The 21,861-nt window shown below is 75.9% G+C and carries 17 protein-coding genes and 1 pseudogene; 14 read left to right on the top strand and 4 right to left on the bottom strand.

Annotated features, from left to right (window positions below; genetic code table 11):
* Window positions 1-105 precede the first annotated feature (105 nt).
* Genes B124_RS01405 through B124_RS01390 form a run of 4 tightly spaced genes read left to right on the top strand, consistent with a single transcriptional unit; the run spans window position 106 to window position 3,958 of the window.
* Complete coding sequence (locus B124_RS01405; protein WP_496500722.1) at window positions 106-1,056, top strand: VWA domain-containing protein; 951 nt, start codon at window positions 106-108, stop codon at window positions 1,054-1,056.
* Between the two features lie 11 nt (window positions 1,057-1,067).
* Window positions 1,068-1,973, top strand: a complete 906-nt coding sequence (locus B124_RS01400) for a S1C family serine protease (RefSeq protein ID WP_496500721.1) — start codon at window positions 1,068-1,070, stop codon at window positions 1,971-1,973.
* Between the two features lie 9 nt (window positions 1,974-1,982).
* On the top strand, window positions 1,983-2,654 hold the full coding sequence (locus tag B124_RS01395; RefSeq protein WP_496500720.1) for a response regulator transcription factor: 672 nt from the start codon (window positions 1,983-1,985) through the stop codon (window positions 2,652-2,654).
* Window positions 2,651-3,958, top strand: coding sequence for a sensor histidine kinase (locus tag B124_RS01390; protein WP_496500719.1), 1,308 nt, complete (start codon window positions 2,651-2,653; stop codon window positions 3,956-3,958). Before B124_RS01395 ends, B124_RS01390 begins: the two co-directional genes overlap by 4 nt.
* A gap of 39 nt (window positions 3,959-3,997) precedes the next feature.
* Here the strand turns inward: B124_RS01390 and B124_RS01385 are convergent, their stop codons facing one another.
* Window positions 3,998-4,669: a lysophospholipid acyltransferase family protein gene (locus tag B124_RS01385; RefSeq protein ID WP_496500718.1), complete on the bottom strand. Its 672-nt coding sequence runs from the start codon at window positions 4,667-4,669 to the stop codon at window positions 3,998-4,000.
* A 215-nt stretch (window positions 4,670-4,884) separates the two neighbouring features.
* On the opposite strand from B124_RS01385, the gene B124_RS01380 reads away from it, so the two are divergent.
* Entirely contained in the window at window positions 4,885-6,048 is a 1,164-nt protein-coding gene (locus B124_RS01380) for a glycerophosphodiester phosphodiesterase (RefSeq protein ID WP_496500717.1), read from the top strand.
* A 238-nt stretch (window positions 6,049-6,286) separates the two neighbouring features.
* The gene (locus B124_RS01375; RefSeq protein ID WP_496500716.1) at window positions 6,287-6,790 is read left to right on the top strand and encodes a GNAT family N-acetyltransferase; all 504 of its coding nucleotides are present in this window, start codon (window positions 6,287-6,289) and stop codon (window positions 6,788-6,790) included.
* Here B124_RS01375 and B124_RS01370 read toward each other — a convergent pair.
* Window positions 6,744-7,205, bottom strand: a complete 462-nt coding sequence (locus B124_RS01370) for a hypothetical protein (protein ID WP_496500715.1) — start codon at window positions 7,203-7,205, stop codon at window positions 6,744-6,746. The two genes, B124_RS01375 and B124_RS01370, sit on opposite strands and share 47 nt — an antisense overlap.
* A complete protein-coding gene (locus B124_RS01365; RefSeq protein WP_496500714.1) occupies window positions 7,198-7,566 on the bottom strand; it encodes a hypothetical protein in 369 nt (122 codons plus the stop codon). Before B124_RS01365 ends, B124_RS01370 begins: the two co-directional genes overlap by 8 nt.
* 575 nt (window positions 7,567-8,141) lie before the next feature.
* Between B124_RS01365 and B124_RS01360 the strand changes: the two genes are divergently transcribed.
* The 8 genes and pseudogenes from B124_RS01360 to B124_RS01325 all read left to right on the top strand — a co-directional run bounded on the left by B124_RS01360 (window position 8,142) and on the right by B124_RS01325 (window position 20,373).
* A complete protein-coding gene (locus tag B124_RS01360) occupies window positions 8,142-9,164 on the top strand; it encodes a methionine ABC transporter ATP-binding protein (RefSeq protein WP_496500713.1) in 1,023 nt (340 codons plus the stop codon).
* Window positions 9,161-9,880, top strand: a pseudogene (locus tag B124_RS01355) (methionine ABC transporter permease); the annotation flags it as partial. The gene B124_RS01360 and the pseudogene B124_RS01355, both read left to right, overlap by 4 nt.
* Window positions 9,875-10,681, top strand: coding sequence for a MetQ/NlpA family ABC transporter substrate-binding protein (locus tag B124_RS01350; RefSeq protein WP_496500766.1), 807 nt, complete (start codon window positions 9,875-9,877; stop codon window positions 10,679-10,681). The pseudogene B124_RS01355 and the gene B124_RS01350, both read left to right, overlap by 6 nt.
* A 77-nt stretch (window positions 10,682-10,758) precedes the next feature.
* On the top strand, window positions 10,759-11,364 hold the full coding sequence (locus B124_RS01345) for a GNAT family N-acetyltransferase (protein ID WP_496500712.1): 606 nt from the start codon (window positions 10,759-10,761) through the stop codon (window positions 11,362-11,364).
* 134 nt (window positions 11,365-11,498) lie between these two features.
* On the top strand, window positions 11,499-12,770 hold the full coding sequence (gene cbiE / locus B124_RS01340) for a precorrin-6y C5,15-methyltransferase (decarboxylating) subunit CbiE (protein WP_496500711.1): 1,272 nt from the start codon (window positions 11,499-11,501) through the stop codon (window positions 12,768-12,770).
* Window positions 12,771-13,146: 376 nt separating this feature from the next.
* Window positions 13,147-17,931, top strand: a complete 4,785-nt coding sequence (gene cobT / locus B124_RS01335; RefSeq protein ID WP_496500710.1) for a nicotinate-nucleotide--dimethylbenzimidazole phosphoribosyltransferase — start codon at window positions 13,147-13,149, stop codon at window positions 17,929-17,931.
* Window positions 17,932-18,232: 301 nt separating this feature from the next.
* A complete protein-coding gene (gene cobA / locus B124_RS01330) occupies window positions 18,233-19,474 on the top strand; it encodes a uroporphyrinogen-III C-methyltransferase (protein ID WP_496500709.1) in 1,242 nt (413 codons plus the stop codon).
* Between the two features lie 80 nt (window positions 19,475-19,554).
* Window positions 19,555-20,373, top strand: a complete 819-nt coding sequence (locus B124_RS01325) for a TrmH family RNA methyltransferase (protein ID WP_496500708.1) — start codon at window positions 19,555-19,557, stop codon at window positions 20,371-20,373.
* 111 nt (window positions 20,374-20,484) lie between these two features.
* Here the strand turns inward: B124_RS01325 and B124_RS01320 are convergent, their stop codons facing one another.
* Window positions 20,485-21,783: a serine/threonine-protein kinase gene (locus tag B124_RS01320; protein WP_496500707.1), complete on the bottom strand. Its 1,299-nt coding sequence runs from the start codon at window positions 21,781-21,783 to the stop codon at window positions 20,485-20,487.
* Between the last annotated feature and the right edge of the window lie 78 nt (window positions 21,784-21,861).

Raw genomic sequence — 21,861 nt, 5'->3', positions numbered from 1 at the left:
CTCCGGCGGCGGCCCAGCGCTCCGGGCGTGCCCCTTCGACCGCACCCGCCCGCGCCGGCACCGTACGTGCGTCCGCCGCCCCAGCCGCTTCCCCGGAGGTGCCGCATGAGTCTCGCCTCGCCCGGGTGGCTCGTGCTGCTCGTGCCGCTCGCCGCCCTCGTCGTCGCCTACGTCGTCACGCAGGCCCGGCGCAGCCGCTACGCCGTGCGGTTCACCAACGTGGACCTGCTCGACAAGGTCATGCCCCACCGCCCCCACTGGCGCCGGCACGTGCCCGCCACCGCGTTCTGCGCCATGGCCGGGCTGCTCATCGTCGGCTTCGCCCGGCCCACCGCCGAGACCGAGGTACCGCGCGAGCGGGCGACGATCATGGTCGCGCTGGACGTCTCCGCCTCGATGCGCGCCACCGACGTGCAGCCGTCGCGGTTCACCGCCGCGCAGGACGCCGCCCAGGCGTTCGTGGCCGAACTGCCCGAGCGGTTCAACGTCGGGCTCGTCACCTTCAGCGGCACCGCCACCCTCGCCCTGCCGCCGACCACCGACCGCGAGGCCATGCGCCGCGCGCTCGACCGGCTGGACACCCGGCAGGGCACCGCGATCGGCGAGGCGGTGTTCTCCTCCGCCGAGGCCATCCGCACCCTCGACGAACAGGCCGAACGCGAGCCACCGCCCGCGCACGTCGTACTGCTCTCCGACGGGCAGAACACCACCGGCCGCGACACGCCCGCCGCCGCCGAGGAGGCGGCTGCGGCCGGGATCCCGGTGTCCACCATCGCGTACGGCACCGACACCGGCGCCATCGACCTGGCCAGCGGGCAGAGCGTGCCCGTGCCGGTCGACGGCCCCGCGCTGGAGGAGCTGGCCACCGCGACCGGTGGCGCGTTCCACGAGGCCGCCTCCGGCGAGGAACTGGAGGCCGTGTACGAGGACATCGGCAGCTCCGTCGGCTACCGCACCGAGGAGCGCGAGATCTGGCAGTGGTTCGTCGCCGCCGCGCTGGTCGCGGCGCTGCTGGCCGCGGCCACGTCCCTGCTGTGGTTCTCGCGCCTACCGTGAGGAGAACGACCGTGACCCACGCCCGTACCGGCCTCGGTGAACCCCGCGGCCCTGCGTTCACCGCCGGCGCCCGCACCGGCCCCGCGGCTCCGCGGCCGGCGCCCGGACCCGTGCCGCCGGCCGCGGCGCACCCCGCCCCCGTCCCCCCGACCCCGCCCCCGGCGCCGCGCCGTGCGGCGAACCGCGCCCTGGCCGTCGCCGTCGTCGCCGCAGTCCTCGCCGGCGGCGCGGCCGGGTTCGCCGCCGGCGGACTACGCGGTCCCGCGGGCGGAGAGGAGGCGGCGGCCGGCGTCCCCCCGCCGGCCGCCGCCGGGCAGAACCCGGGCGACCTCGACAGCGTCGCCGCCCGGGTGCTGCCCGGCGTGGTGTCCGTGCAGGCCGGCGAACGGCAGGGCTCCGGCTTCGCCTTCGACGACCGCGGTCGCGTCCTCACCAACGCCCACGTCGTCGGCGGCGCCACCGACGCCACCCTGGTGCTGCACAGCGGGCGCCGCGTCGACGCACGGGTACTGGGCCGCGACACCGGCCGGGACGTGGCGGTGCTGGAGGTGACCGGGTCGTACGCCCCGCGCCCCCTGCCCATGGGCCGCTCCGCGGACCTGTCCGTCGCCGACTCGGTCCTCGCCATCGGCTCGCCGCTGGGCCTGTCCGGCACCGTCACCTCCGGCATCGTCAGCGCCGTCGAGCGGGAGGTCTCCCTCGGCGGCGGCGCACAGCAGCGGGCGGTGCAGACCGACGCCTCCATCAACCCCGGCAACTCCGGCGGCCCGCTGGTCGACGCCCGGGGCCGGGTCGTCGGCATCAACACCGCCATCGCCTCGCTGGACCGGGGCGGCGGCGGCTCGATCGGCATCGGCTTCGCCGTGCCCGTGGAGGACGCGGTCCGGGCGGCGGACTCCATCATCGACGGCGACTAGGTTCGTGCCATGCGGATTCTCGTGGTCGAGGACGAAGAGGACCTGGTGGGCGCGCTCAGGGTCGGTCTGGTCCGCTCCGGGTACGCGGTCGACACCGCCGCCGACGTGGACGGCGCGCTGGAGAAGCTCGGGGTCAACGAGTACGACCTCGTGCTGCTGGACCTCACCCTGCCCGACGGCGACGGCCTCACCGTCTGCCGGGAGATCCGCGCGGCCCCCGGCGGCCCGCGGATTCTCATGCTCACCGCCCGCGACCGCCTCGCCGACCGGGTCCGCGGCCTCGACGCGGGCGCCGACGACTACCTCGTCAAGCCGTTCGCGCTGCCCGAGCTGCTGGCGCGCATACGCGCCCTGCTGCGCCGCGACGAGGGCGGCACGTCCGTCCTGGCGGTCGGCGAACTGCGGCTGGACACCGCCAGGTTCGAGGCGTACCGCGGAAGCCGCGCGCTGCGGCTCACCCCCAAGGAGTTCGGCGTGCTGCACTACCTGATGACCCGGCCGGGCCGCGTCGTCTCCGCCGAAGAACTGCTGGAGCACGTCTGGGACGAGAACGCCGACCCGTTCACCAACACCGTGCGCGTCACGGTCGGTTCGCTGCGCCGCAAGGTCACCGGCCAGGACGAGCCGCTGATCGAGACCGTCATCCGGCACGGCTACCGGCTGAAGGAGGAGACGCCGTGAGTCGGCCCCGGCTGCCGCTCCCGGCGTTCGTCCACACCATCCGCTTCCGGCTCACCGTGCTCTACTCGGTGCTGGTGTTCTGCCTGACCGCGCTCGTACTCGGCGGCGCGTACGTCGCGGTGCAGCGCAGCGGCGACGCCCAGCCGGTCAGCAAGGAGCTGCGGGCCGAGAAGCGGGTCGACGGCGTACGGGTCGGGGACATCGACGTCGTCAAGGCCGAGGACGTCGAGGCCGCGGTCAACTACGAGACGCTGGGCAACCTGCGCACCTTCTCCTTCGCTGTCCTCGGCGGCGTGGCGGTCGCCAGCCTCGGCACCGGCTGGGTACTCTCCGGCCGGGCGCTGCGCCCCGTACGGGCCATCGCCCGCACCGCCGAGGAGATCCAGGCCGGCAGCGACCTCTCCCGCCGCATCCGGCTCGACGGCCCCCGCGACGAGCTGCGGATGGTCGCCGACACGGTCGACTCCATGCTCGACCGGCTCGACGGCGCGTTCGCCGCGCAGCGCCAGCTCGTGGACGACGCCTCGCACGAGCTGCGCACCCCGCTGGCCATCATCCGGGCCAACCTCGACGCGGTGCTCTGTGCCGAGGAGTCGGAGCCGGAGGAGCGCCGGCGGGCCGTCGCCGTCGTCGACCGGGCCACGACGCGGATGACGAGGCTGGTGGAGGACCTGCTCGCCACCGCCCGCCGTTCGGCCGCCGCGTTCGCGGACGCGGACGTGGACTTGGCGGTGGTGGCGGACGAGGCGTGCGAGGAGTTCGCGCCGCTGGCGGCGGAGCGCGGGCTGTCGATCCAGCGCCGGCTGGACGAGGGCCTGGTGCTCATCGGCGACCCGTACGCGCTGCGCCGCGCCGTCGGCAACCTGCTCTCCAACGCGGTTCGCCTCGCGCCCCCCGGCACCCGCATCACGGCCGCGGCCGGCCGCGCGGAGGGCTGGCTGTGGATCGCGGTGCAGGACGCGGGGCCCGGCATCGGCGAGGGTGAACAGGCCAGGGTCTTCGACCGGTTCTGGCGCGGCGACGCCGGACAGGAGGGCCAGCCCCGCGACCGGCACGCGGGTCTTGGCCTGGCGATCGTGCGGCAGATCGTGGAGTCGCACGGCGGCCGGCCGCGGCTCTTCTCGCGGGTGGGCGCGGGCAGCACGTTCGTGCTCTGGCTGCCCGACGCCGGCGCGCGCGGCGCGGGCGGTCCGCCGGACGGGCTGCCTGCCGGGATGCGCGGCGCGGGGGACGACGGGCGGGGCGACGGGCCGGGCGACGACGGGCCGGGGGAAGGCGGTGCGGTGGAGGTGCTGCAGAAGTAGGCGCCGCCGCGGGGCGGCGTGGCTGCGGGGTCGTACGGCTCAGGCCGCGGACTTGACCTTCGTGGCGTACACGTCCACGTACTCCTGGCCGGACAGCCGCATGACCTCGCTCATCACTTCGTCGGCCACCGCCCGCAGCACGTACCGGTCGCGGTCCATGCCCTCGTAGCGGGAGAAGTCCAGCGGCTCCGCGAAGCGCACCGTGAACCGCGCGATCCGCGGCCGGCCGGCGCCGCCCGGCTGGATCTTCTCCGTGCCGACCATCGCGAACGGCACCACCGGCGCACCGGTCATGAGCGTCAGCCGCGCCACGCCCGTACGCGCCCGGTACAGCCGGCCGTCGGGGGAGCGGGTGCCCTCCGGGTAGATGGCGAAGACCCTGCCCTCCTCCAGGATCCGGCGCCCGGTCATCAGCGCCGCGACGCCGCCGCGACCGCCGTCCCGGTCCACCGGGATCATCCCGACCGAGGTGAAGAACCAGGCCATCAGCCGGCCCTTGACGCCCTTGCCCGTGACGTACTCGTCCTTGCCGATGAAGAAGACCGGCCGCTTGACGATCAGGCCGAGGAACATCGAGTCGATGAACGTGAGGTGGTTGCCGGCGAGGACGACCGGGCCCGTGCCGGGAATGTGCTCGTGGCCCTCCACCCGGGGGCGGTACAGGACACGCATGAGCACGCCGAGCAGTGCCTTGATCAGAATGCGGAACAACGAAGGGTCCTCCGGTCGGGATGGTGACGCCTGCGACGATACTCGCCCGTCCGCGCCGTTCCCACCCCGGATTCAACCGGCCCGTGACGCAGTGTTGCCGCCGATTTCACGAGGCCGCCGCCGTACGTCTCCCGCACCCCCGCCGTCGCGCCCTACCATCGGGCCGTCTTTGCCGAGGCGCCGGCACGGCGCGGGTACGACGGAGAGGTAGCAACATGAGCGACGGCGGTACGGAGCGGCAGCAGCCCGGCAGACGCGCGGTGCTCGGCGCGGCGGCGCTGGGCGGCGCGGTGGCCGCGGTGGGCCTGCCCGGTACGGCGCGGGCCGCGGGCGGGTCCGGCGGCAGCGGCGGGCCGGGCGGGCGGCTGGCGCACCCGGCGGTGATCGCGCACCGCGGGGCCAGCGGCTACCGGCCGGAACACACCCTCGGCGCGTACCAGTTCGCCCTCGACCTGGGTGCCGACGTCATCGAGCAGGACCTCGTGCCGACCAGGGACGGCCACCTCGTCTGCCGCCACGAGAACGAGATCGGCGGCACCACCGACGTCGCGGACCACCCCGAGTTCGCCGACCGCAAGGCCGCCAAGACGGTCGACGGCGTGCAGCTCACCGGGTGGTTCACCGAGGACTTCACCCTCGCCGAGCTGAAGACGCTGCGCGCCACGGAGCGCATTCCGGACGTACGGCAGCGCAACACCCTCTACAACGGCCGCTGGGAGGTGCCCGCCTTCGAAGAGGTGCTGCAGTGGGCGGAGCGGCAGCGGCGCGCCACCGGCCGGGCCGTATACCTCCACGTGGAGACGAAACACCCCAGCTATTTCAGGTCCATCGGCCTGGAGCTGGAGCAGCCGCTGGCGCGGCTGCTGCGCCGCTACGGCCGGGACAAGGCCGACTCGCCCGTCTTCCTGCAGTCGTTCGAGCCCACCAGCGTCGAGCGGCTCGCCGGGCTCGTCGGCTCCCCGGGCGTCGTACTGCTCGGCGGGGCGTCCTCGCGGCCGTGGGACTTCGTCGAGGCGGGCGACCCGCGCACCGTCGCCGACCTGGTCACGCCCGAGGGGCTGGCGTGGATCGCGGGCTTCGCCAAGGGCCTCGGCCCCACCCTGGACCTGATCATCCCGAAGGACTCCGGCGGCAGGCTGCTTCAGCCCACGACGCTCGTCCGCGACGCGCACGACGCCGGTCTTGTGCTGCACCCGTACACGATGCGCAACGAGAACACCTTCCTGCCCGCGGACTTCCGCACCGGCACGGACCCGGCGCAGTACGGCGACGCCTTCGGCGCGTTCCAGGTCTACTTCGAGACGGGCATCGACGGCATCTTCACCGACAACGCCGACACCGGGCTGCTCGCCCGGGACGACTTCCTCGCCCGGGGCTGACCCGCGGGGGCCGCCGCCGGCCGGCGGCGGCCCCCTCCGCCCGGCGCCACGTACCCGGACATCTCAGGCGAGTTGGCAATATCACAGGGCAGCCTCGGCTCCGTCCGTAGCCAGGGCCCGACCGCGCCGCGCAGAATGCTCACGGCGGAGGTTGCGCCGGGTGAAGTGCGGGGAAACACGCGGTAGGCCGCAAGTTCTTGCGGTCTGTCTACTGGGTGCAAAGGGAGGCGGGCGCGGCATGGGCAAGAGTGTGACGATCACGCCGGCGACGAACGACGACGCCGAGCAAGTCCTGAAACTCCAGTACCTCTGCTACCAGGCCGAGGCCGCGCTCTACGGGGACTACCGCATACCTCCGCTCACCGAGACCCTCGACGAACTGCGCGCGGAGTTCGACCGCGGCGCCGCCGTCGTCGCCCGCCTCGGCGACGAGGTCGTGGGCGCCGTCCGCGGCACGGTCGAGGTCAACGGCACCGCCGTCATCGGCCGGCTCATCGTGCACCCCCGGATGCAGGGCCACGGCCTCGGCGCCCGGCTGCTGCTCGCCATGGAGGTCCGGCTCGCCGAGGGCGGGGACCCGGTCAAGCGGTTCCAGCTCTTCACCGGGCACCGCAGCGAGGCGAACCTGCGCCTGTACCGGCGGCTGGGCTACGAGCCGGTGGGCACCGAGAAGGTCAGCGCCAGGCTGAGCCTGGTCACTCTGGAGAAGGCTCCGCAGGGCGCCGCGACGGCTGTTTCCTGAGCCACCACAGCCCGACGACCGGCAGGATCACGGGCAGGAACAGGTAGCCGCGGCCGTAGTCGGACCACACGGTCTGGTCCGGGAACTCGGACGGCTGCACCTCGGTCCACGTGCCGATCGCCAGCACGCCGATCAGCTCGGCGGTGATGCACACCAGCGCGAGCCGCCGGGCCGTCTCACCGCCGCGCGCGAGGGCGGCGGTGATGACGATGTAGACGACGGCGGCCAGCGCGGAGAGCACGTAGGCGAGCGGCGCCTCGTCGAACTGGGTGCTGAGCTGGTAGACCGCCCGCGAGGTGGCGCCGACCGCGAAGACTCCGTACAGGGCGAGGATCAGCCGTCCGGGTCCGCTGGACAGCCCGGCGTGCCCGCCCTCGCGGGGCGGCTCTCCGGCCGCCGGCTGCCGCTCAGCCACCGGTGCCCGCCCAGATGTCGTGCAGCCGGACCTCCAGCACCGCCAGGACGAAACCCCCGGCGGCCACCGTCGCCGAGCCCCAGCGGCTGCGCTCCGACAGCGACAGGAAGCCCGTCGCGGGCACCGCGAGCGCGGCGGCGATCAGGTAGGAGACGAACACCGCCGTGCCCTCGTCCGGGTCCTCGCCGCGGCCGAGCTGCACCAGGCCGACGACCACCTGGGCGAGCGCGAAGAGCGTCACCACGGCCATGGCGGCGAAGTGCCAGTCCTTCGTGGGCTGGTCCTTCACGGTGGCGTGCCCGCACCAGGCCGCGAGGACGAGCGCGGCCACGGCGACCGCGATCGTCAAGGGGAGGAACATGACTCGACCTTACTGCGTCGTCCCCCGCCCGCTGATCCGGGTCCCGGCGCTGTGCGTACACCTCCCGCCACGCCCCCGCCGCCGTGGCGTTGACCACAGCGCGCACCACGTACCGCCCCGCCGGCTTCCCGCCCGATAGCGCGTGCGTGCAGGTCACCGCGGTTCTCGCGGGTGCGAGTCGGGGCCCGTCCCGGACTGTCCGCAATACGGACAGCGTTCCCGGCCCGCGCCGGCGATCTGTTTTACTGACCCGCATGACCACGACGAGCAGCCGCACCTGTGCGACCGAGGCGATGCACATGCCGCCCGGTGCTCGTTGTATGTGTCGAATGCACCGCTGAGGGCCCCCGTCACGAGACTCGCGCCCCGAAGCGAGTCCGCGGGCCGCTCCGCCGCCGTGCCCCGCACGGCCGCGCCGAGAGCCGAGCCCGCGTGCCCCCAGACCGCGCCGCACCCCCCGTATGCGCCGCCGGGAGCACTCCTGCCACTCCAGCCACCCGAGCAGCGCGCCCCGCCGTGGGCGCGCCGTGCCCGCCCGCGCCCGCGGCCGGGCACCCGAGAGCGATGGAACACACGTGATCACAGTTACGGACCTCAAGAAGGTCTACCGCTCCCGCGGTCGCGAGACCGCCGCACTGGACGGCGTCGACCTGCGCGTACGCGAGGGCGAGGTCTTCGGCGTCGTCGGCCGCAGCGGCGCCGGCAAGTCCACCCTCATCCGCTGCATCAACCTCCTGGAGCGCCCCGACTCCGGCACCGTCACGGTCGCCGGCCAGGACCTCACGGCCCTGTCCGGCCGCGAGCTGCGCGCCGCCCGTACCCGTATCGGCATGATCTTCCAGCACTTCAACCTGCTCAGCGCCCGCACGGTGCAGGACAACGTCGAACTGCCGCTGGAGATCCTGGGCCTGTCCGGGCAGGAGCGCGCCCGCAAGGCGCTCGAACTCCTCGACCTCGTCGGCCTCGCCGACCGCGCCAGGGCGTACCCGGCGCAACTGTCCGGCGGCCAGAAGCAGCGCGTCGGCATCGCCCGCGCGCTCGCCGGCGACCCGCAGGTGCTCCTCTCCGACGAGGCCACCTCCGCGCTCGACCCCGAGACCACCCGCTCCGTCCTGGAGCTGCTCCGCGAACTCAACCGCGAGCTGGGCCTGACCGTCCTGCTCATCACCCACGAGATGGACGTCGTCAAGGCCGTCTGCGACTCCGCCGCCCTGATGCGCTCCGGCCGCATCACCGAATCCGGCACGCTCGACGACCTGCTGGCCACCCCCGGCTCCGAGATCGCCGCCCAGCTCTTCCCCGTGGGCGGCGAGGCGTACGGGACCACGAGCACCATCGTCGACATCACCTTCCACGGCGACACCGCCGGCCGCCCGGTGATCTCCCACCTGTCCCGCACCTACAACCTCGACGTGTCGATACTCGGCGCCGCCATGGACACCGTCGGCGGCCGGCAGGTCGGCCGGATGCGCATCGAGCTGCCCGGCTCGCACGAAGAGAACGTCGTCCCCCTGGGCTTCCTGCGCGAGCAGGGCCTGCAGATCGACCTGGCCGGCGCCGACGCCGCCGGCCTGCCCGCCCTGGAGAGTGCCAAGTGAGCTGGACCGAGATACGCCCCGAGCTGCTGACCGGGCTGTGGGAGACCCTGGCCATGGTCGGCTGGGCGGCGCTCATCGCCGTCGTCGTCGGCACCCCGCTGGGGGTGCTGCTGGTCCTCACCGACCGCGGCCGGCCGCTGCAGAACGTCCTCGTCAACCGGGTCATCGGGCTCGTCGTGAACGTCGGCCGCTCGCTGCCGTTCATCATCCTGATGCTGGCGCTGACCGCGTTCACCCGCGCGCTGGTCGGCACGTCCATCGGCCTCAAGGGCGCCATCGTGCCGCTGGCGATCAGCGCGATCCCCTTCTTCGCCCGGCTGGTCGAGACCGCGGTACGCGAGGTGGACGCCGGCCTCGCCGAGGCCGTGCAGGCGATGGGCGGCAGCACCTGGACCGTCGTCGTCAAGGCGCTGCTGCCGCAGGCGCTGCCGTCCCTGGTCGCGGGGCTGACCACCACCGTCATCGCCCTCGTCGGCTACTCCGCCATGGCCGGCGCCGTCGGCGGCGGCGGCCTCGGTGACGTCGCCATCCGCTACGGCTACCAGCGCTACGAGGGCGACGTCATGCTCGTCACCGTCGTGCTGCTCGTCATCCTCGTCAACGCGGTGCAGTTGATCGGCGACTTCTTCGTCCGCAGCCTCAGCGACCGCAGCACCCGCAGCGCCGCCTACCTGCGCATCTCCCGCCCGGCGCGGGCCGGGGTCACCGCGGTGGCCGGCGTCGCCCTCGTCGGCTCGCTCACCGTGGGCACCGCCAACCTCACCTCCGACGGCGGCGACGGCGGCGCCGATACCGTCACCGTGGCCGCGACGCCCGTGCCGCACGGGGAGATCCTGACCTTCGTCAAGGACAACCTCGCCGAGGACGCCGGAATCGACCTGCGCATCCGCGAGTTCACCGACTACGTCAAGCCCAACGAGGCGGTCGCGAACGGCGAGGTCGACGCCAACTTCTTCCAGCACACCCCGTTCCTCGACGACTACAACGACAAGAACGGCACCGACATCGTCCCGACCGTCGGCGTGCTGGTCGAACCCCTCGGCCTCTACTCCGACGAGACCGGCGACGTCTCCGGCATCGGCAGCGGCGACACCGTCGCCGTACCGAACGACACCACCAACGAGGGCCGCGCCCTCCATCTCCTCGACGCCGAAGGGCTCATCGAGCTGAAGGACGGCACCGGCCTGAACGCCACCCTCGACGACATCGCCGACGACCGCGGCCTGGACATCCGGGAGCTGGAGGCCGCCCAGACACCGCGGGCGCTCCAGGACGTCGACGCCGCCGTCATCAACGGCAACTACGCCATCGACTCCGGCCTCGACCCGCGCTCGGACGCCATCGCGCTGGAGCAGGCAGAGGGCAACCCGTACGTCAACATCCTCGCCGTCCAGGCGGACGACGCCGACGACCCCGAGATCAAGAAGCTCGGCGAGCTGCTCAACTCCCCGGAGACAAAGGAGTTCATGGAGAAGGAGTTCCCCTCGTCCGTGCCGGTGTTCGGCCCCGTGAACTGAGCCGTGGCACATCCGCCCGCGGATGCTGCATGCTGTCCGAGTCAGCTCCCCATCGGTCCACGCACTCGGAGAAGCGCATGTCATCCACCTTCCCGGACGTCTCCCTCAGCACGGACCGGCTGGTGCTCCGCCCGTTCGACTACCAGGACGTGCCGGCGCTGACAGAGATGATGAACGACGAGGCCGTCACCGCGTGGACGCAGGCGCCGCACCCGTACACCCGGGACGACGCCTGCGACTGGGTGACACGCGTGGCCCCGGCCGAACGCACCGGCGGCCGGGGCATCGTCTTCGCGGTCTCGGAGTTCCTCACCCAGCGCCTCGTCGGCATCGTCCACCTGCGGCGGACCGACTGGCGCACGCTGGCCGCCGAGGCCAGGTTCGTCGTCGCCCCCTGGGCGCGCGGCGAGGGGTACGCCGCGGAGTCGGTGCTCGCCGTCGCGCGCTGGCTCTTCGACGTGCAGAAGTTCGAGCGCCTGGAGCTGCGCACCACCGCGGACAACACCGCGGCGCAGCAGGTCGCGCAGAAGATCGGCGGCATCAGCGAGGGGGTGCTGCGCAACGCCTGGATAGCGCGTACCCGCACCGAGGACGGCGGCTGGACGGACATCCGCACCGACCTGATCGTCTGGAGTCTGCTGCCGGAGGACCTGGACGCGGACGGCGAGAGTAGTGTGCTCTGACGCTCCCTGATCCCCGGCGTGCCCGCGCATCGACGCCGCACGTACGCGCGACGCACGCGCGCGGCGCCGCGGGCCGGGAGCGGGCGCCGGCCTGCCGGCGCGCGCCGCAGCGACGACCAGGAGAGAAGTGAGCGATGGCGGACCGGGTCACCGTGATCGGGTGGGACGGTTCTCCGCTGACCGAGGCGGCGCGCGCCGCGCTCGGCGCGGCCAGCCTCGTGGCCGGGGCGGCACACCACCTCGCCCTGCCCGAAGTGCCGCCGGGCGCCGAGCGGATCAGGCTGGGCAGCGTGGGCCTGGCGGCCCGCAGGATCGCCCGGCACCGCGGCACGGCGGTGGTCCTCGCCGACGGCGACCCGGGCTTCTTCGGTGTCGTACGCACCCTGCGCGCCCCTGAACACGGCCTGGAGGTCGAGGTGCTGCCGGCGGTCTCGTCCGTCGCCGCCGCATTCGCCCGCGCCGGGATGCCGTGGGACGACGCACAGGTCGTCGTCGCGCACGAGCGCAACCTGCGCCGGGCCGTGAACGTCTGCCGGGCGCATCCCAAAGTCGCCGTCCTCACCTCGCCGGGCGCGGGCCCCGCCGAACTCGCCCTGCTGCTGCGGGACGTGCACCGGACGTTCGTCATCTGCGAGGAACTCGGCGGGGCGCAGGAGCGTGTGACGGTGCTCACCTCCGACAAGGTGGCGGAGCACGTGTGGCGGGACCCGAACGTGACGCTGGTGATCGGCGGAGGCGTCGGGGCAGGGGCGGCGGGGGCCGGGCCCACGGGCCCCGGGGCCGCCGCGCCCGGCGGCTGGCTCGCCGGGCACGACGCGGGCTACCCGCCCGCGGTGCGCGGCTGGAGCCTGCCCGCCGCCGAGTACGCCGCCGCCCCCGACGAGGGCGAGGCGCCGCAACTGCGCGCCCTCCAACTCGCCCGGCTCGGGCCCCGGCAGGGCGACCTGGTGTGGGACATCGGCTCCGGCTGCGGCGCCGCGGCGGTCGAGGCCGCGCGCTTCGGCGCCGCCGTCATCGCCGTCGACCGCGACCCCGACGCCTGCGCCCGCGCCGCCGCCGCGGCCCGCCGCTTCGGGGTGCTGCTGCAGACCGTCCACGGCACCGCCCCCGGCGTGCTCAGCGACCTGCCGGAGCCGGACGTCGTCCGGGTCGGCGGCGGGGGCGCGGGAGTCGTCGCGGAGTGTGCGGCCCGGCGCCCCGAGCGGATCGTCGCGCACGCCCGTACCCGGGACGGCGCGGAGGAGGTCGTACGGGCCCTCGCGGACGCCGGATACGCCGTGGAGTGCTCGCTGCTGCAGTCCGTCGACCTCGACCCGGCGCCCCCCGCGGACGCGGGGGACGGCGCCGGGTGGCGGGAGCGGGAGCGCACCGTGGTGTTCCTGATCGCGGGGAGCCGCGCGGGCTGAGGCGCGGGGTGCGCGCGATGCGCTCCTGGCGCGCGGGAGGCGTGCGCCGGGTGCTCCCCGCGGTGCGCCCGCCGGGCTCGACCCCAGCCGGACTCGCGTGCGGATTACGGGTAGGCTGGCCGACTGTTGCGCCGTGACTAGGGGGTACCTCCCACGCCCGCAGGGCGTAGGGGGAATTCGTAGCAGCGTGGCCGAATGCCGGTAATGTCCGGGGGTCTTGTCGTAGTTGTCGGGAACGTAATCCCTGCGGGACGGTCGTGCCGCCGGGCGGGGTGTGCTCGTTCTAGCTATGGGCAGCCGGTCTGTCCCGCGGGGGGCTGCTGCCGGACGAACGGTCGGGGAAGGAGCTGGAACGATGGGCGAGGGGTACGGACGCATGACTGACACCGGCAAGCTCCCGGAGGGGCACCAGCCGGAGCCGGACGACGCCGCCGGAGGACACCACCCCGCCCCCGCACCCGCCGCCGCCCAGCCGGACCCCGCCGCGCCCGCCGGGACCGCCCCCGCGGCCGAAGGCGCGGTGGACGACGACGACTTCCTGTTCCTCCCCGGCGCGCAGGGCGCCTGGACCGACCCGCGGATTCCGGCCGCCGCCGGCACGCGGAGTGCGCCCGCCGCGGGCGGTACGGAGCCGGCCACGGGCGGGCAGCGGCGTCCGCTGCACATGGGCCCGCCGGTGCCGGAGACGGCCGGGGGAGTGGTGCGTTCGCTCGCGGACCGGGGACCGGCGAGCGGTTCCGTGGACACGCGCGAGGCGGTCGCCGCCGCGGATGCGGCCGGCGCCGGGGACGGCAAGGGCACTGCGGACGGCGCTGCCGGTGGCGCTGCGACGGACGGCGGCAACGCGGCCGGTACGGGCGCCGGTTCACCGGCTCCGGCGACCGCGGCGGGCCCGCAGGCCGCGACGCCGCAGGCCACGGGTGGGTCGCCGCGGCCGGACGCGGCACCGGGCACCGGGCAGAGCGCCCCCGCGCCGGCGGACTCCGCCGCCGGTTCCGCGCCGAGCGCCCAGGGCACTGCCGCGGGGCCGGGCTCCGTCGCGAGGGCCGGGCAGACCGGCGGGGCGCTGGCCGCGGCAGCGGACGGTGCGCAGGACTCCGGGCCGGGTGCGCCTGCCGGAGCGGCGGCGGGTGCCGTACCGGACCAGGGCGCTCCGGCGGCGGACGGCGCGGACGGGGAGACGACGGCCGGCGGGCAGCCCGCCGTAGACCAGACGTCCGGGCCCGGCCCGGCGACAACGGGCGGAAGCGCCCTCGAACAGAGCACCGCCACCTCCGGGCAGCCGGCGCAGACCTCGGAGGGATCCGTAGCGCCGCAGGCGGCGGGGGAGGGCACGCAGGTTCCCCAGCCGCCGGTACGTACGCAGGGGCCGCCGACGGTCGGTCCTGAGTACCTGGACGTCACCATTGCCGGCGCGCCCCACCTGCCCGGCCCGCAACTCGGCGAGATCCCGCCCGCACCGGCGGGCTGGACAACGGTGTCGCACCCCGCAAACGGTGAGACGGCCGCCGCCCAGTCTCAGCCGCCGCTCGCCGGCGGAGAGGGCCCGGTGGCCGTCCCCCTCCCGGTGCCGCCGCACGGTCCGGAGGCGGCCCCCGCGCACGGCGGCGCCACCGTGGCGGGCGGCCGGCCGTCCGGCGCAACGGCCGTGCAGGGCACGGCAGACGGGACCGGCCCGGCGGCGAACGGTGCACCGGTCGCGGCGGCGCAGGGCGCCGGCTCCGCCGCCGAGCAGGGCGCGGGCGGTGCACCGGCACCCGCCCCCGTGGACGCGGCGCAGGCCGCCGTCCGCAGGGCGGCGGCCTCGGCGGGCGCGTCTTTGGGCCGCGGGATCTCCGCCGACGGCGGGTCCGTGCCGCCGTCAGGGAGTTCGACCGGCTCCGCCGGGACGCACCCCGCGGACGCCACCACCGCAACCCACGGGCGGCAGTCCGCCAACGGCACAGCGGCGCAGCCCGTGGACGCAACCTCCGCGGCAGCGCAGGCAGCACAGGCGAACCGGGCGGCCCCGGGTGGGCAGCCCGGCGCCGCGGCGGCCGGGGGCGATCCGCAGGCAGCCGGCGGTGAACCCGCCGCCGGCGCCGCGCCGCACGCCGTGCCCGGCGCTCGGCCCGCCGACGGTGCCGCGGCCGAGACCGGCGCCGCACCGGGCGGCCCGCAGAGCGACGCAGGAGGCCGGCCGCGGGGCGGCGGTGTCTCCGTGGAGAGGCCCGCGCCGCACGCCGTACGCGACGGCCAACTGGCCGCTGCCGCTGCCGTGTCCAGCGGACCGGAGGGTTCCGCCGCGGGCCAGGCGCCGGGCGCCGGCTCCGCGCACGCGGTCGTGCCGCACGCCGTACCGGACGGACAGCCCGGCGCCGCCGCGCCGGACGGGCCGGAGGGCGGCGCGGCAGGGCAGGCGCCCGGTGGCGACTCCGTGACCGGGGCTGCGCCGCGTTCTGCACCCGCCGGCCGGACCCGTAACGGTGCCGCGACTCGCTCCGGCGCCGGTGCCGCCGTGGTGAGCAGGGCGGAAGGCTCTGGCGAGGGCCGTACGCCCAGTGCGCAACCCGTCAACGGGGCCGTGCCCCACGCCGTATCGGGCGGTCAGTCCGGGGGCGGCGCTGCGGATCGGCGTGGCGCGGTCGTGCCGGTCGGGTCGGTGGGCTCCGCCGGGGGCCAGGCGCTGGGTGGGTTGTCCGTCGACGGGTCCGTGCCCCACGCCGTGCCCGGCGGCAACTCCCCGGCCCCGGCCGGGGGCCAGGACGACTCCGCCGCGACCGCCCCGCCGGCAGCCGGGGCGGTCCCCGCCGGCGTGGATGTGCCGGTCGACCCGGCAGCCACGGCCGTGCAGGCCAGTGGGCCGTCCGGCGGCAACTCCCCGGCCCAGCCGGGCCGTCAGGACGACCCCGCCGGAGGGCCCGCGGCCGGGCGGCAGGCCGTGACCAGCGCGCAGCCCGTCAACGGTGCCAGGGCGCGGGCGGCGAACGGTCAGGCGGCCGGCGTCCCCGCCGCGCGGGCGGCGGGCGACGAGGCCGCCCTCGACGGCGCCGTGCACGCCGCCGCCGGTGGGCGGCGCGGGATTTCGGTGGGCGTCCCGACCGGCGCCGAGGCCGCCGGCACCGCCGGGGGCGCCGCGGCCGGCTCGTCGGCCGGCACCGTCGGGGAAGCGGCGGCCGGCTCCTCGGCCGAGGCGCAGCCCGCGGGCGACAGCGCGCAGCGCGCCGGCACCGCCGGGACCCCAGCCCGCGGCCGGCGACGGCGCGGCTCCGCCGTGTCCGTACCGGTGCAAGCCTCCTCGGCCCCCCGACCCGCCCCCGCGGACGAGGCGCCGGCCGCGCCCGCCTCCGTCTCCGCCACCCCGGCGGACGGCACGGGCACGCCCGGGACCCCCGGCACACCCGCCGATCTCCCTGCACCCGATGCCCCCCATGACCCTGGTGCCGCCGACGCCGCCCCCGGCTTCGCCGAGGCCGAGCGCGCCGCCGTCCACCGCGTCATGCGCGAACGCCGCGACATCCGCAACGGTTTCCGCTCCGACCCAGTCCCCCACGAGGTGCTGCTCCGCGTCCTGGAGGCCGCCCACACCGCCCCCAGCGTCGGCCACTCCCAGCCCTGGGACTTCGTCGTCATCCGCTCCGAGGAGACCCGCCACCGGATGCACGAGCTGGCCGCACGCCAGCGCGAGGCGTACGCGAAGAGCCTGCCCAAGGGCCGCGCCAAGCAGTTCAAGGAGCTGAAGGTCGAGGCCATCCGGGACACCCCGGTGAACATCGTCGTCACCGCCGACCCCACCCGCGGCGGCCGGCACACCCTCGGCCGGCACACCCAGCCGCAGATGGCCCCGTACTCCTCCGCGCTCGCCGTCGAGAACCTCTGGCTCGCCGCCCGCGCCGAGGGCCTCGGCGTCGGCTGGGTCAGTTTCTTCGACGAGCGCGAGCTGGTCCGCGAGCTGGACCTGCCGGAGCACCTGCACGTCGTGGCGTACCTCTGCGTCGGCTACGTCGACGAGTTCCCCGACGAGCCGGAGCTGGTGCAGTCCGGCTGGTCCAAGCGCCGCCCGCTGTCCTGGGTCGTCCACGAGGAGAGCTACGGCCGCCGCGCGCTGCCCGGCGAGGACCCGCACGACCTGCTCGCCGAGACCCTGGAGAGCATCCGCCCGCTGGACGCCAAGGCGCTCGGCGAGGCGTGGGAGCGGCAGAAGCGGATGACGAAGCCGGCCGGCTCGCTCGGCATGCTGGAGATCATCTCGGCGCAGCTCTGCGGCCTGTCCCGCAAGTGCCCGCCGCCGGTGCCGGAGCCCGCGGCCGTCGCGGTCTTCGCCGGTGACCACGGGGTGCACGCGCAGGGCGTCACGCCCTGGCCGCAGGAGGTCACGGGCCAGATGGTCGCCAACTTCCTCGGCGGCGGCGCCGTCTGCAACGCCTTCGCCGCCCAGGTCGGCGCCGAGGTGTGCGTCGTGGACGTCGGCGTGGCGGCCGAACTGCCCGCCCAGACGGGCCTCGTGCCGCGGAAGGTGCGCGAGGGGACCGCGGACATGACGGCGGGCCCCGCGATGACCCGCGAGGAGGCGCTGCGGGCCGTCGAGGTCGGCATCGAGACCGCCCGTGACCTGGTGGCGGCGGGCAACAAGGCGCTGCTGACCGGCGAGATGGGCATCGCGAACACGACCGCGTCCGCCGCGATCATCGCCGTCTTCACCGACTCCGAGCCCGCCGAGGTGACCGGCCGCGGCACCGGCGTCGACGACGAGACGTACGCCCGCAAGGTCGAGGCCGTCCGCCGCGCCATCGAGGTCAACCGCCCCGACCCGTCCGACCCGGTCGGCGTGCTGGCCGCGGTCGGCGGCCTGGAGCACGCCGCGCTCGTCGGCTTCATCCTGGCCGGCTCCTCGCTGCGCACGCCCGTCGTGCTCGACGGGGTGAGCGCGGGCGCGGCGGCGCTGGTCGCCCGCGCGGTGGCGCCGGAGGCGCTGGCGGCCTGCATCGCCGGCCACCGCAGCCCGGAGCCGGGGCACGCGGCGGCGCTGACGAAGCTGGGGCTGCGCCCGCTGATCGACCTCGACCTGCGCCTCGGCGAGGGCACCGGCGCGCTGCTGGCGCTGCCGCTGGTGCAGAGCGCGGCGCGGGCGGTGCACGAGGTGGCGACGTTCGACGCGGCAGGCGTGACGGAGAAGGGCTGAGCGCGGGCGTACGGCCCCGGCCGTGGCGTACGCGCGCCGCGGTGGCGGCCCGCGCGTCCGGCATTGGCCGCCGACGCGGCGTGGCGTCGGCGTACGGTCAGCACCCGCCGAGTCCCCCTCCGCGTGCGTCCCGGGCCCGCCCCGGATACGCACCGCGGGCGTCGCTGCCGCGGTGTGGCGTCGGCGCAGGCCATAGGGTTGGCGTCGCGGGCCGCACGGCCGCGGCCGGCACCGCAGTCCGCGACGAACCGCCGCTCCAGCGCCGCAGCGGCCGGCACACCGTACGAGGAGCAGCTTCGCCATGTCCCGTCACCCCGACCGCTCCGCCCCCGGCTCCGACGCGTTCGCCTACCCCGTCGGCCTGCGCCTCGCGGGCCGGCGCGTCGTCGTCCTCGGCGGCGGCCAGGTCGCCCAGCGGCGGCTGCCCGCGCTGCTCGCCGCCGGCGCCCGGGTCACTCTCGTCTCGCCGTCGGCCACCCCCTCCGTCGAGGCGATGGCCGACGCCGGCGAGCTGACGTGGGAGCGGCGGCCGTACGCGGACGGGGACCTGGAAGGCGCCTGGTACGCCGTCGTGGCCACCCGCGACCCCGCGGCCAACGCCGCCGCCTCCGCGGAGGCCGAGCGCCGCCGCGTCTGGTGCGTACGCAGCGACGACGCCTCCGCCGCCACCGCCTGGACCCCCGCCACCGGCCGCAGCGAAGGCGTCACCGTCGCCGTGCTCACCGGCAGCGACCCGCGCCGCTCCGCCGCCGTCCGCGACGCCGTCGTGGAGGGCCTGCGCGACGGCACCCTCAGCGCCCCGCACCACCGCACGCGCGTCCCCGGCGTCGCGCTCGTCGGCGGCGGCCCCGGCGACCCCGACCTCATCACCGTCCGGGGCCGCCGGCTGCTCGCCGAGGCCGACGTCGTCATCGCCGACCGCCTCGGCCCCCGCGACCTCCTCGACGAACTGCCGCCGCACGTCGAGGTGATCGACGCCGCGAAGATCCCGTACGGCCGGGCCATGGCCCAGCAGGCCATCAACGACGCGCTGATCGAGCACGCCAGGGCGGGCAAGGCCGTCGTCCGGCTCAAGGGCGGCGACCCGTTCGTCTTCGGCCGCGGCATGGAGGAGGCCCAGGCGCTGGCGCGGGCGGGCGTGGCGTGCACGGTGGTGCCGGGCGTCACCAGCGCGATCAGCGTCCCGGCAGCCGCCGGCATCCCGGTCACCCACCGGGGGGTGGCGCACGAGTTCACCGTCGTCAGCGGCCATGTCGCGCCGGACGACGAGCGCTCGCTCGTCGACTGGCCGGCGCTCGCGCGGCTGCGGGGCACGCTGGTGCTGCTGATGGCCGTGGAGCGGATCGGGGCCATCGCCGAGACGCTCGTACGCGAAGGGCGCGACCCGGCGACGCCGGTGGCGATCGTGCAGGAGGGCACCACGTCGGCGCAGCGCCGGGTGGACGCCACACTCGCCACGGCCGCCGCGGCGGTGGCGCGGGAAGGCGTGCGGCCCCCCGCGGTGATCGTCGTCGGCGAGGTGGCGGCGCACGGGCCCGGCTGACGGGGCGGACACGGCGCGGGGCGGCGCCCGTCGCGTACCCCGGTGCCGGAATCCCGCCCGCGGCACGGCAGGATCGTGCCGTGGCAGAACTCCTCACGATCGACGACCCCGCCGACCCGCGGCTGTCCGACTACGCCGGCCTCACCGACGTCGAGCTGCGCCGCCGGCGCGAGCCGGCGGAGGGGCTGTTCATCGCCGAGGGCGAGAAGGTCATCCGGCGCGCGGTCCATACCGGCTACGAGACGCGCTCCATGATGCTCTCCGCCAAGTGGGTCGACGTGATGCGGGACGTCATCGACGCGCTGCCCGCGCCGGTCTACGTCGTCAGCCCCGAACTGGCCGAGCAGGTCACCGGCTACCACGTACACCGCGGCGCGCTCGCCTCCATGCACCGCAGGCCGCTGCCCGGCGCCGCCGGGCTGCTGGCGCGCGCCCGCCGCGTCGCGGTGCTGGAGACCGTCAACGACCACACCAACGTCGGCGCCGTCTTCCGCAGCGCCGCCGCCCTCGGCATGGACGCCGTGCTGCTCTCGCCGGACTGCGCGGACCCGCTGTACCGGCGGTCGGTGAAGGTCTCCATGGGCGCCGTCTTCCACATGCCGTACGCGCGGCTGACCTCCTGGCCGCACGACCTGGAGACGGTCCGCGAGGCGGGCTTCACCCTCGTCGCCCTCACCCCGGATCCGGGGGCGGTGCCGATCACCGAAGCCGCGCCGCAGCGGCTGCCGCGGGTCGCGCTGATGCTGGGCACGGAGGGCGCGGGGCTGTCGGCGCGGGCCCTGCGGGCGGCGGATCAGCGGGTACGTATCCCGATGTCGAACGGCGTCGACTCGCTCAACGTGGGCGCCGCCGCGGCCGTCGCGTTCTACGCGGTGGCGACGGCCCCGGCCGGGACCTGAACCCGGCGCCGCGGCCAGGCCGCGGGCCGTGGCCGAAAACCGCCGCAGGGCCGCCGCGGGCACGGTGGACGACCTCGGGGCGGGGCGCCCCGGCGTGATCCACCGGGAGTACTACAGCGGGCCCTGGCAGCCCTGAGCCGCCGCGATGCCGAGCGCGACCAGCAGCGTCACCGTCACGAACACGATCAGGCGCTGCCGCATCAGCCGCGCCCGGTCCGGCGTCGGCCGCCGCTGCGGTGCGGGCTTCCGCGCCGCCGCCGCGCCCTCGCGCGCCCCGCCGCGCGACCCCTGCGTCCGCTGCTCCGCCGGCCGCCCGCGCTCCGCGGCCGGCCGGGCGCGCTCCGGCACCGCCGGCCCCCGGGTCGCACCGCTGCCGCCGGCCCGCTGCCCCGGCCGCTGCGCCGGTCCGGGCCGCTGCCCGGCGCCCGGCCGCCCGGTGCCGTGGGGCCCCGGGCGGTGCCCGGCGCCCGGTCCCGGCCGGCCCGCGCCCGTCGCCCGCGGCGCCGGCGGCCGGTGCGCGGCCGTCGGGCCCGGGGCCGCACGCTCCGCGGCGGGGCGGCGCGGCGAGGCGGCCTCCGGCCCGGCGCCGTGCGCCTCGCGGGCGGCGATCTCCTTCAGCCGCAGCGACAACTGCAGCGTCGACGGCCGGTCGTCCGGCGTCTTCGCCAGGCAGGTGCGCAGCAGCGGCGCCAGCGCGTCCGGCACCCCGTCGAGCAGCGGCTCCTCGTGCACCACCCGGTAGAGCATCACCTCGGAACTGCCCTGCCCGAACGGCGAGTCGCCCGTCGTCGCGTACGCGAGCGTGGCGCCCAGCGAGAACACGTCGCTCGCCGGGGTCACCGGCTGCCCCCGCACCTGCTCGGGCGCGAGGAACCCGGGCGAGCCGACCGCCGTGCCGACGTGCGTCAGGGTCGAGGCGCCGGTGGCCCAGGCGATGCCGAAGTCGATGATCCTTGGGCCTTTGGGGGAGAGCAGGATGTTGGACGGCTTCAGGTCGCGGTGCACTACGCCCGCCTCGTGCACGGCGACCAGGCCCTCGGAGAGCGCCGCGCCGATCGCCGCGACCCGCGCGGCCTGCAGCGGCCCCTCGTCGCCGACCTTGTCGTGCAGGGAGGGGCCGGGTACGTACTGCGTGGCGAACCACGGCCGGTCCGCGTCCAGATCGGCCGCCACCAGCCGCGCCGTACACCCGCCGCGGATCCGCCGGGCGGCCGAGACCTCGCGGGCGAACCGCGAGCGGAACTCCTGATCCTCCGCCAGATCCGGCCGGATCACCTTGAGCGCGACCCGCTGGCCGCGCCGGTCCGAGCCCAGGTAGACCACGCCCATGCCGCCCGCGCCGAGCCGCCGGTGGATCCGGAACGAGCCGACGACACGCGGATCCTCCCGGCGGAGCCGCATCATCGCCATGCCGTAACCATCCCCGCTGCCCGGTCTGTCTGCCGTGCACAGCTTACGGACTTGACCGCCGCCCGCGCTGGCAGGGCG

The sequence above is a fragment of the Streptomyces sp. CNP082 genome, from assembly GCF_059570535.1.
This window is presented reverse-complemented; position numbering and strand designations above follow the sequence as displayed.

Bases quoted from the DNA above. Each gene is read 5' to 3' on its own strand.
- B124_RS01345 (WP_496500712.1), top strand. From the start codon at position 10,759: ATGTCATCCACCTTCCCGGACGTCTCCCTCAGCACGGACCGGCTGGTG.
- cbiE (WP_496500711.1), top strand. From the start codon at position 11,499: ATGGCGGACCGGGTCACCGTGATCGGGTGGGACGGTTCTCCGCTGACC.
- cobA (WP_496500709.1), top strand. From the start codon at position 18,233: ATGTCCCGTCACCCCGACCGCTCCGCCCCCGGCTCCGACGCGTTCGCC.
- cobT (WP_496500710.1), top strand. From the start codon at position 13,147: ATGACTGACACCGGCAAGCTCCCGGAGGGGCACCAGCCGGAGCCGGAC.
- B124_RS01405 (WP_496500722.1), top strand. From the start codon at position 106: ATGAGTCTCGCCTCGCCCGGGTGGCTCGTGCTGCTCGTGCCGCTCGCC.
- B124_RS01380 (WP_496500717.1), top strand. From the start codon at position 4,885: ATGAGCGACGGCGGTACGGAGCGGCAGCAGCCCGGCAGACGCGCGGTG.
- B124_RS01320 (WP_496500707.1), bottom strand. From the start codon at position 21,783: ATGGCGATGATGCGGCTCCGCCGGGAGGATCCGCGTGTCGTCGGCTCG.
- B124_RS01395 (WP_496500720.1), top strand. From the start codon at position 1,983: ATGCGGATTCTCGTGGTCGAGGACGAAGAGGACCTGGTGGGCGCGCTC.
- B124_RS01365 (WP_496500714.1), bottom strand. From the start codon at position 7,566: ATGTTCCTCCCCTTGACGATCGCGGTCGCCGTGGCCGCGCTCGTCCTC.
- B124_RS01375 (WP_496500716.1), top strand. From the start codon at position 6,287: ATGGGCAAGAGTGTGACGATCACGCCGGCGACGAACGACGACGCCGAG.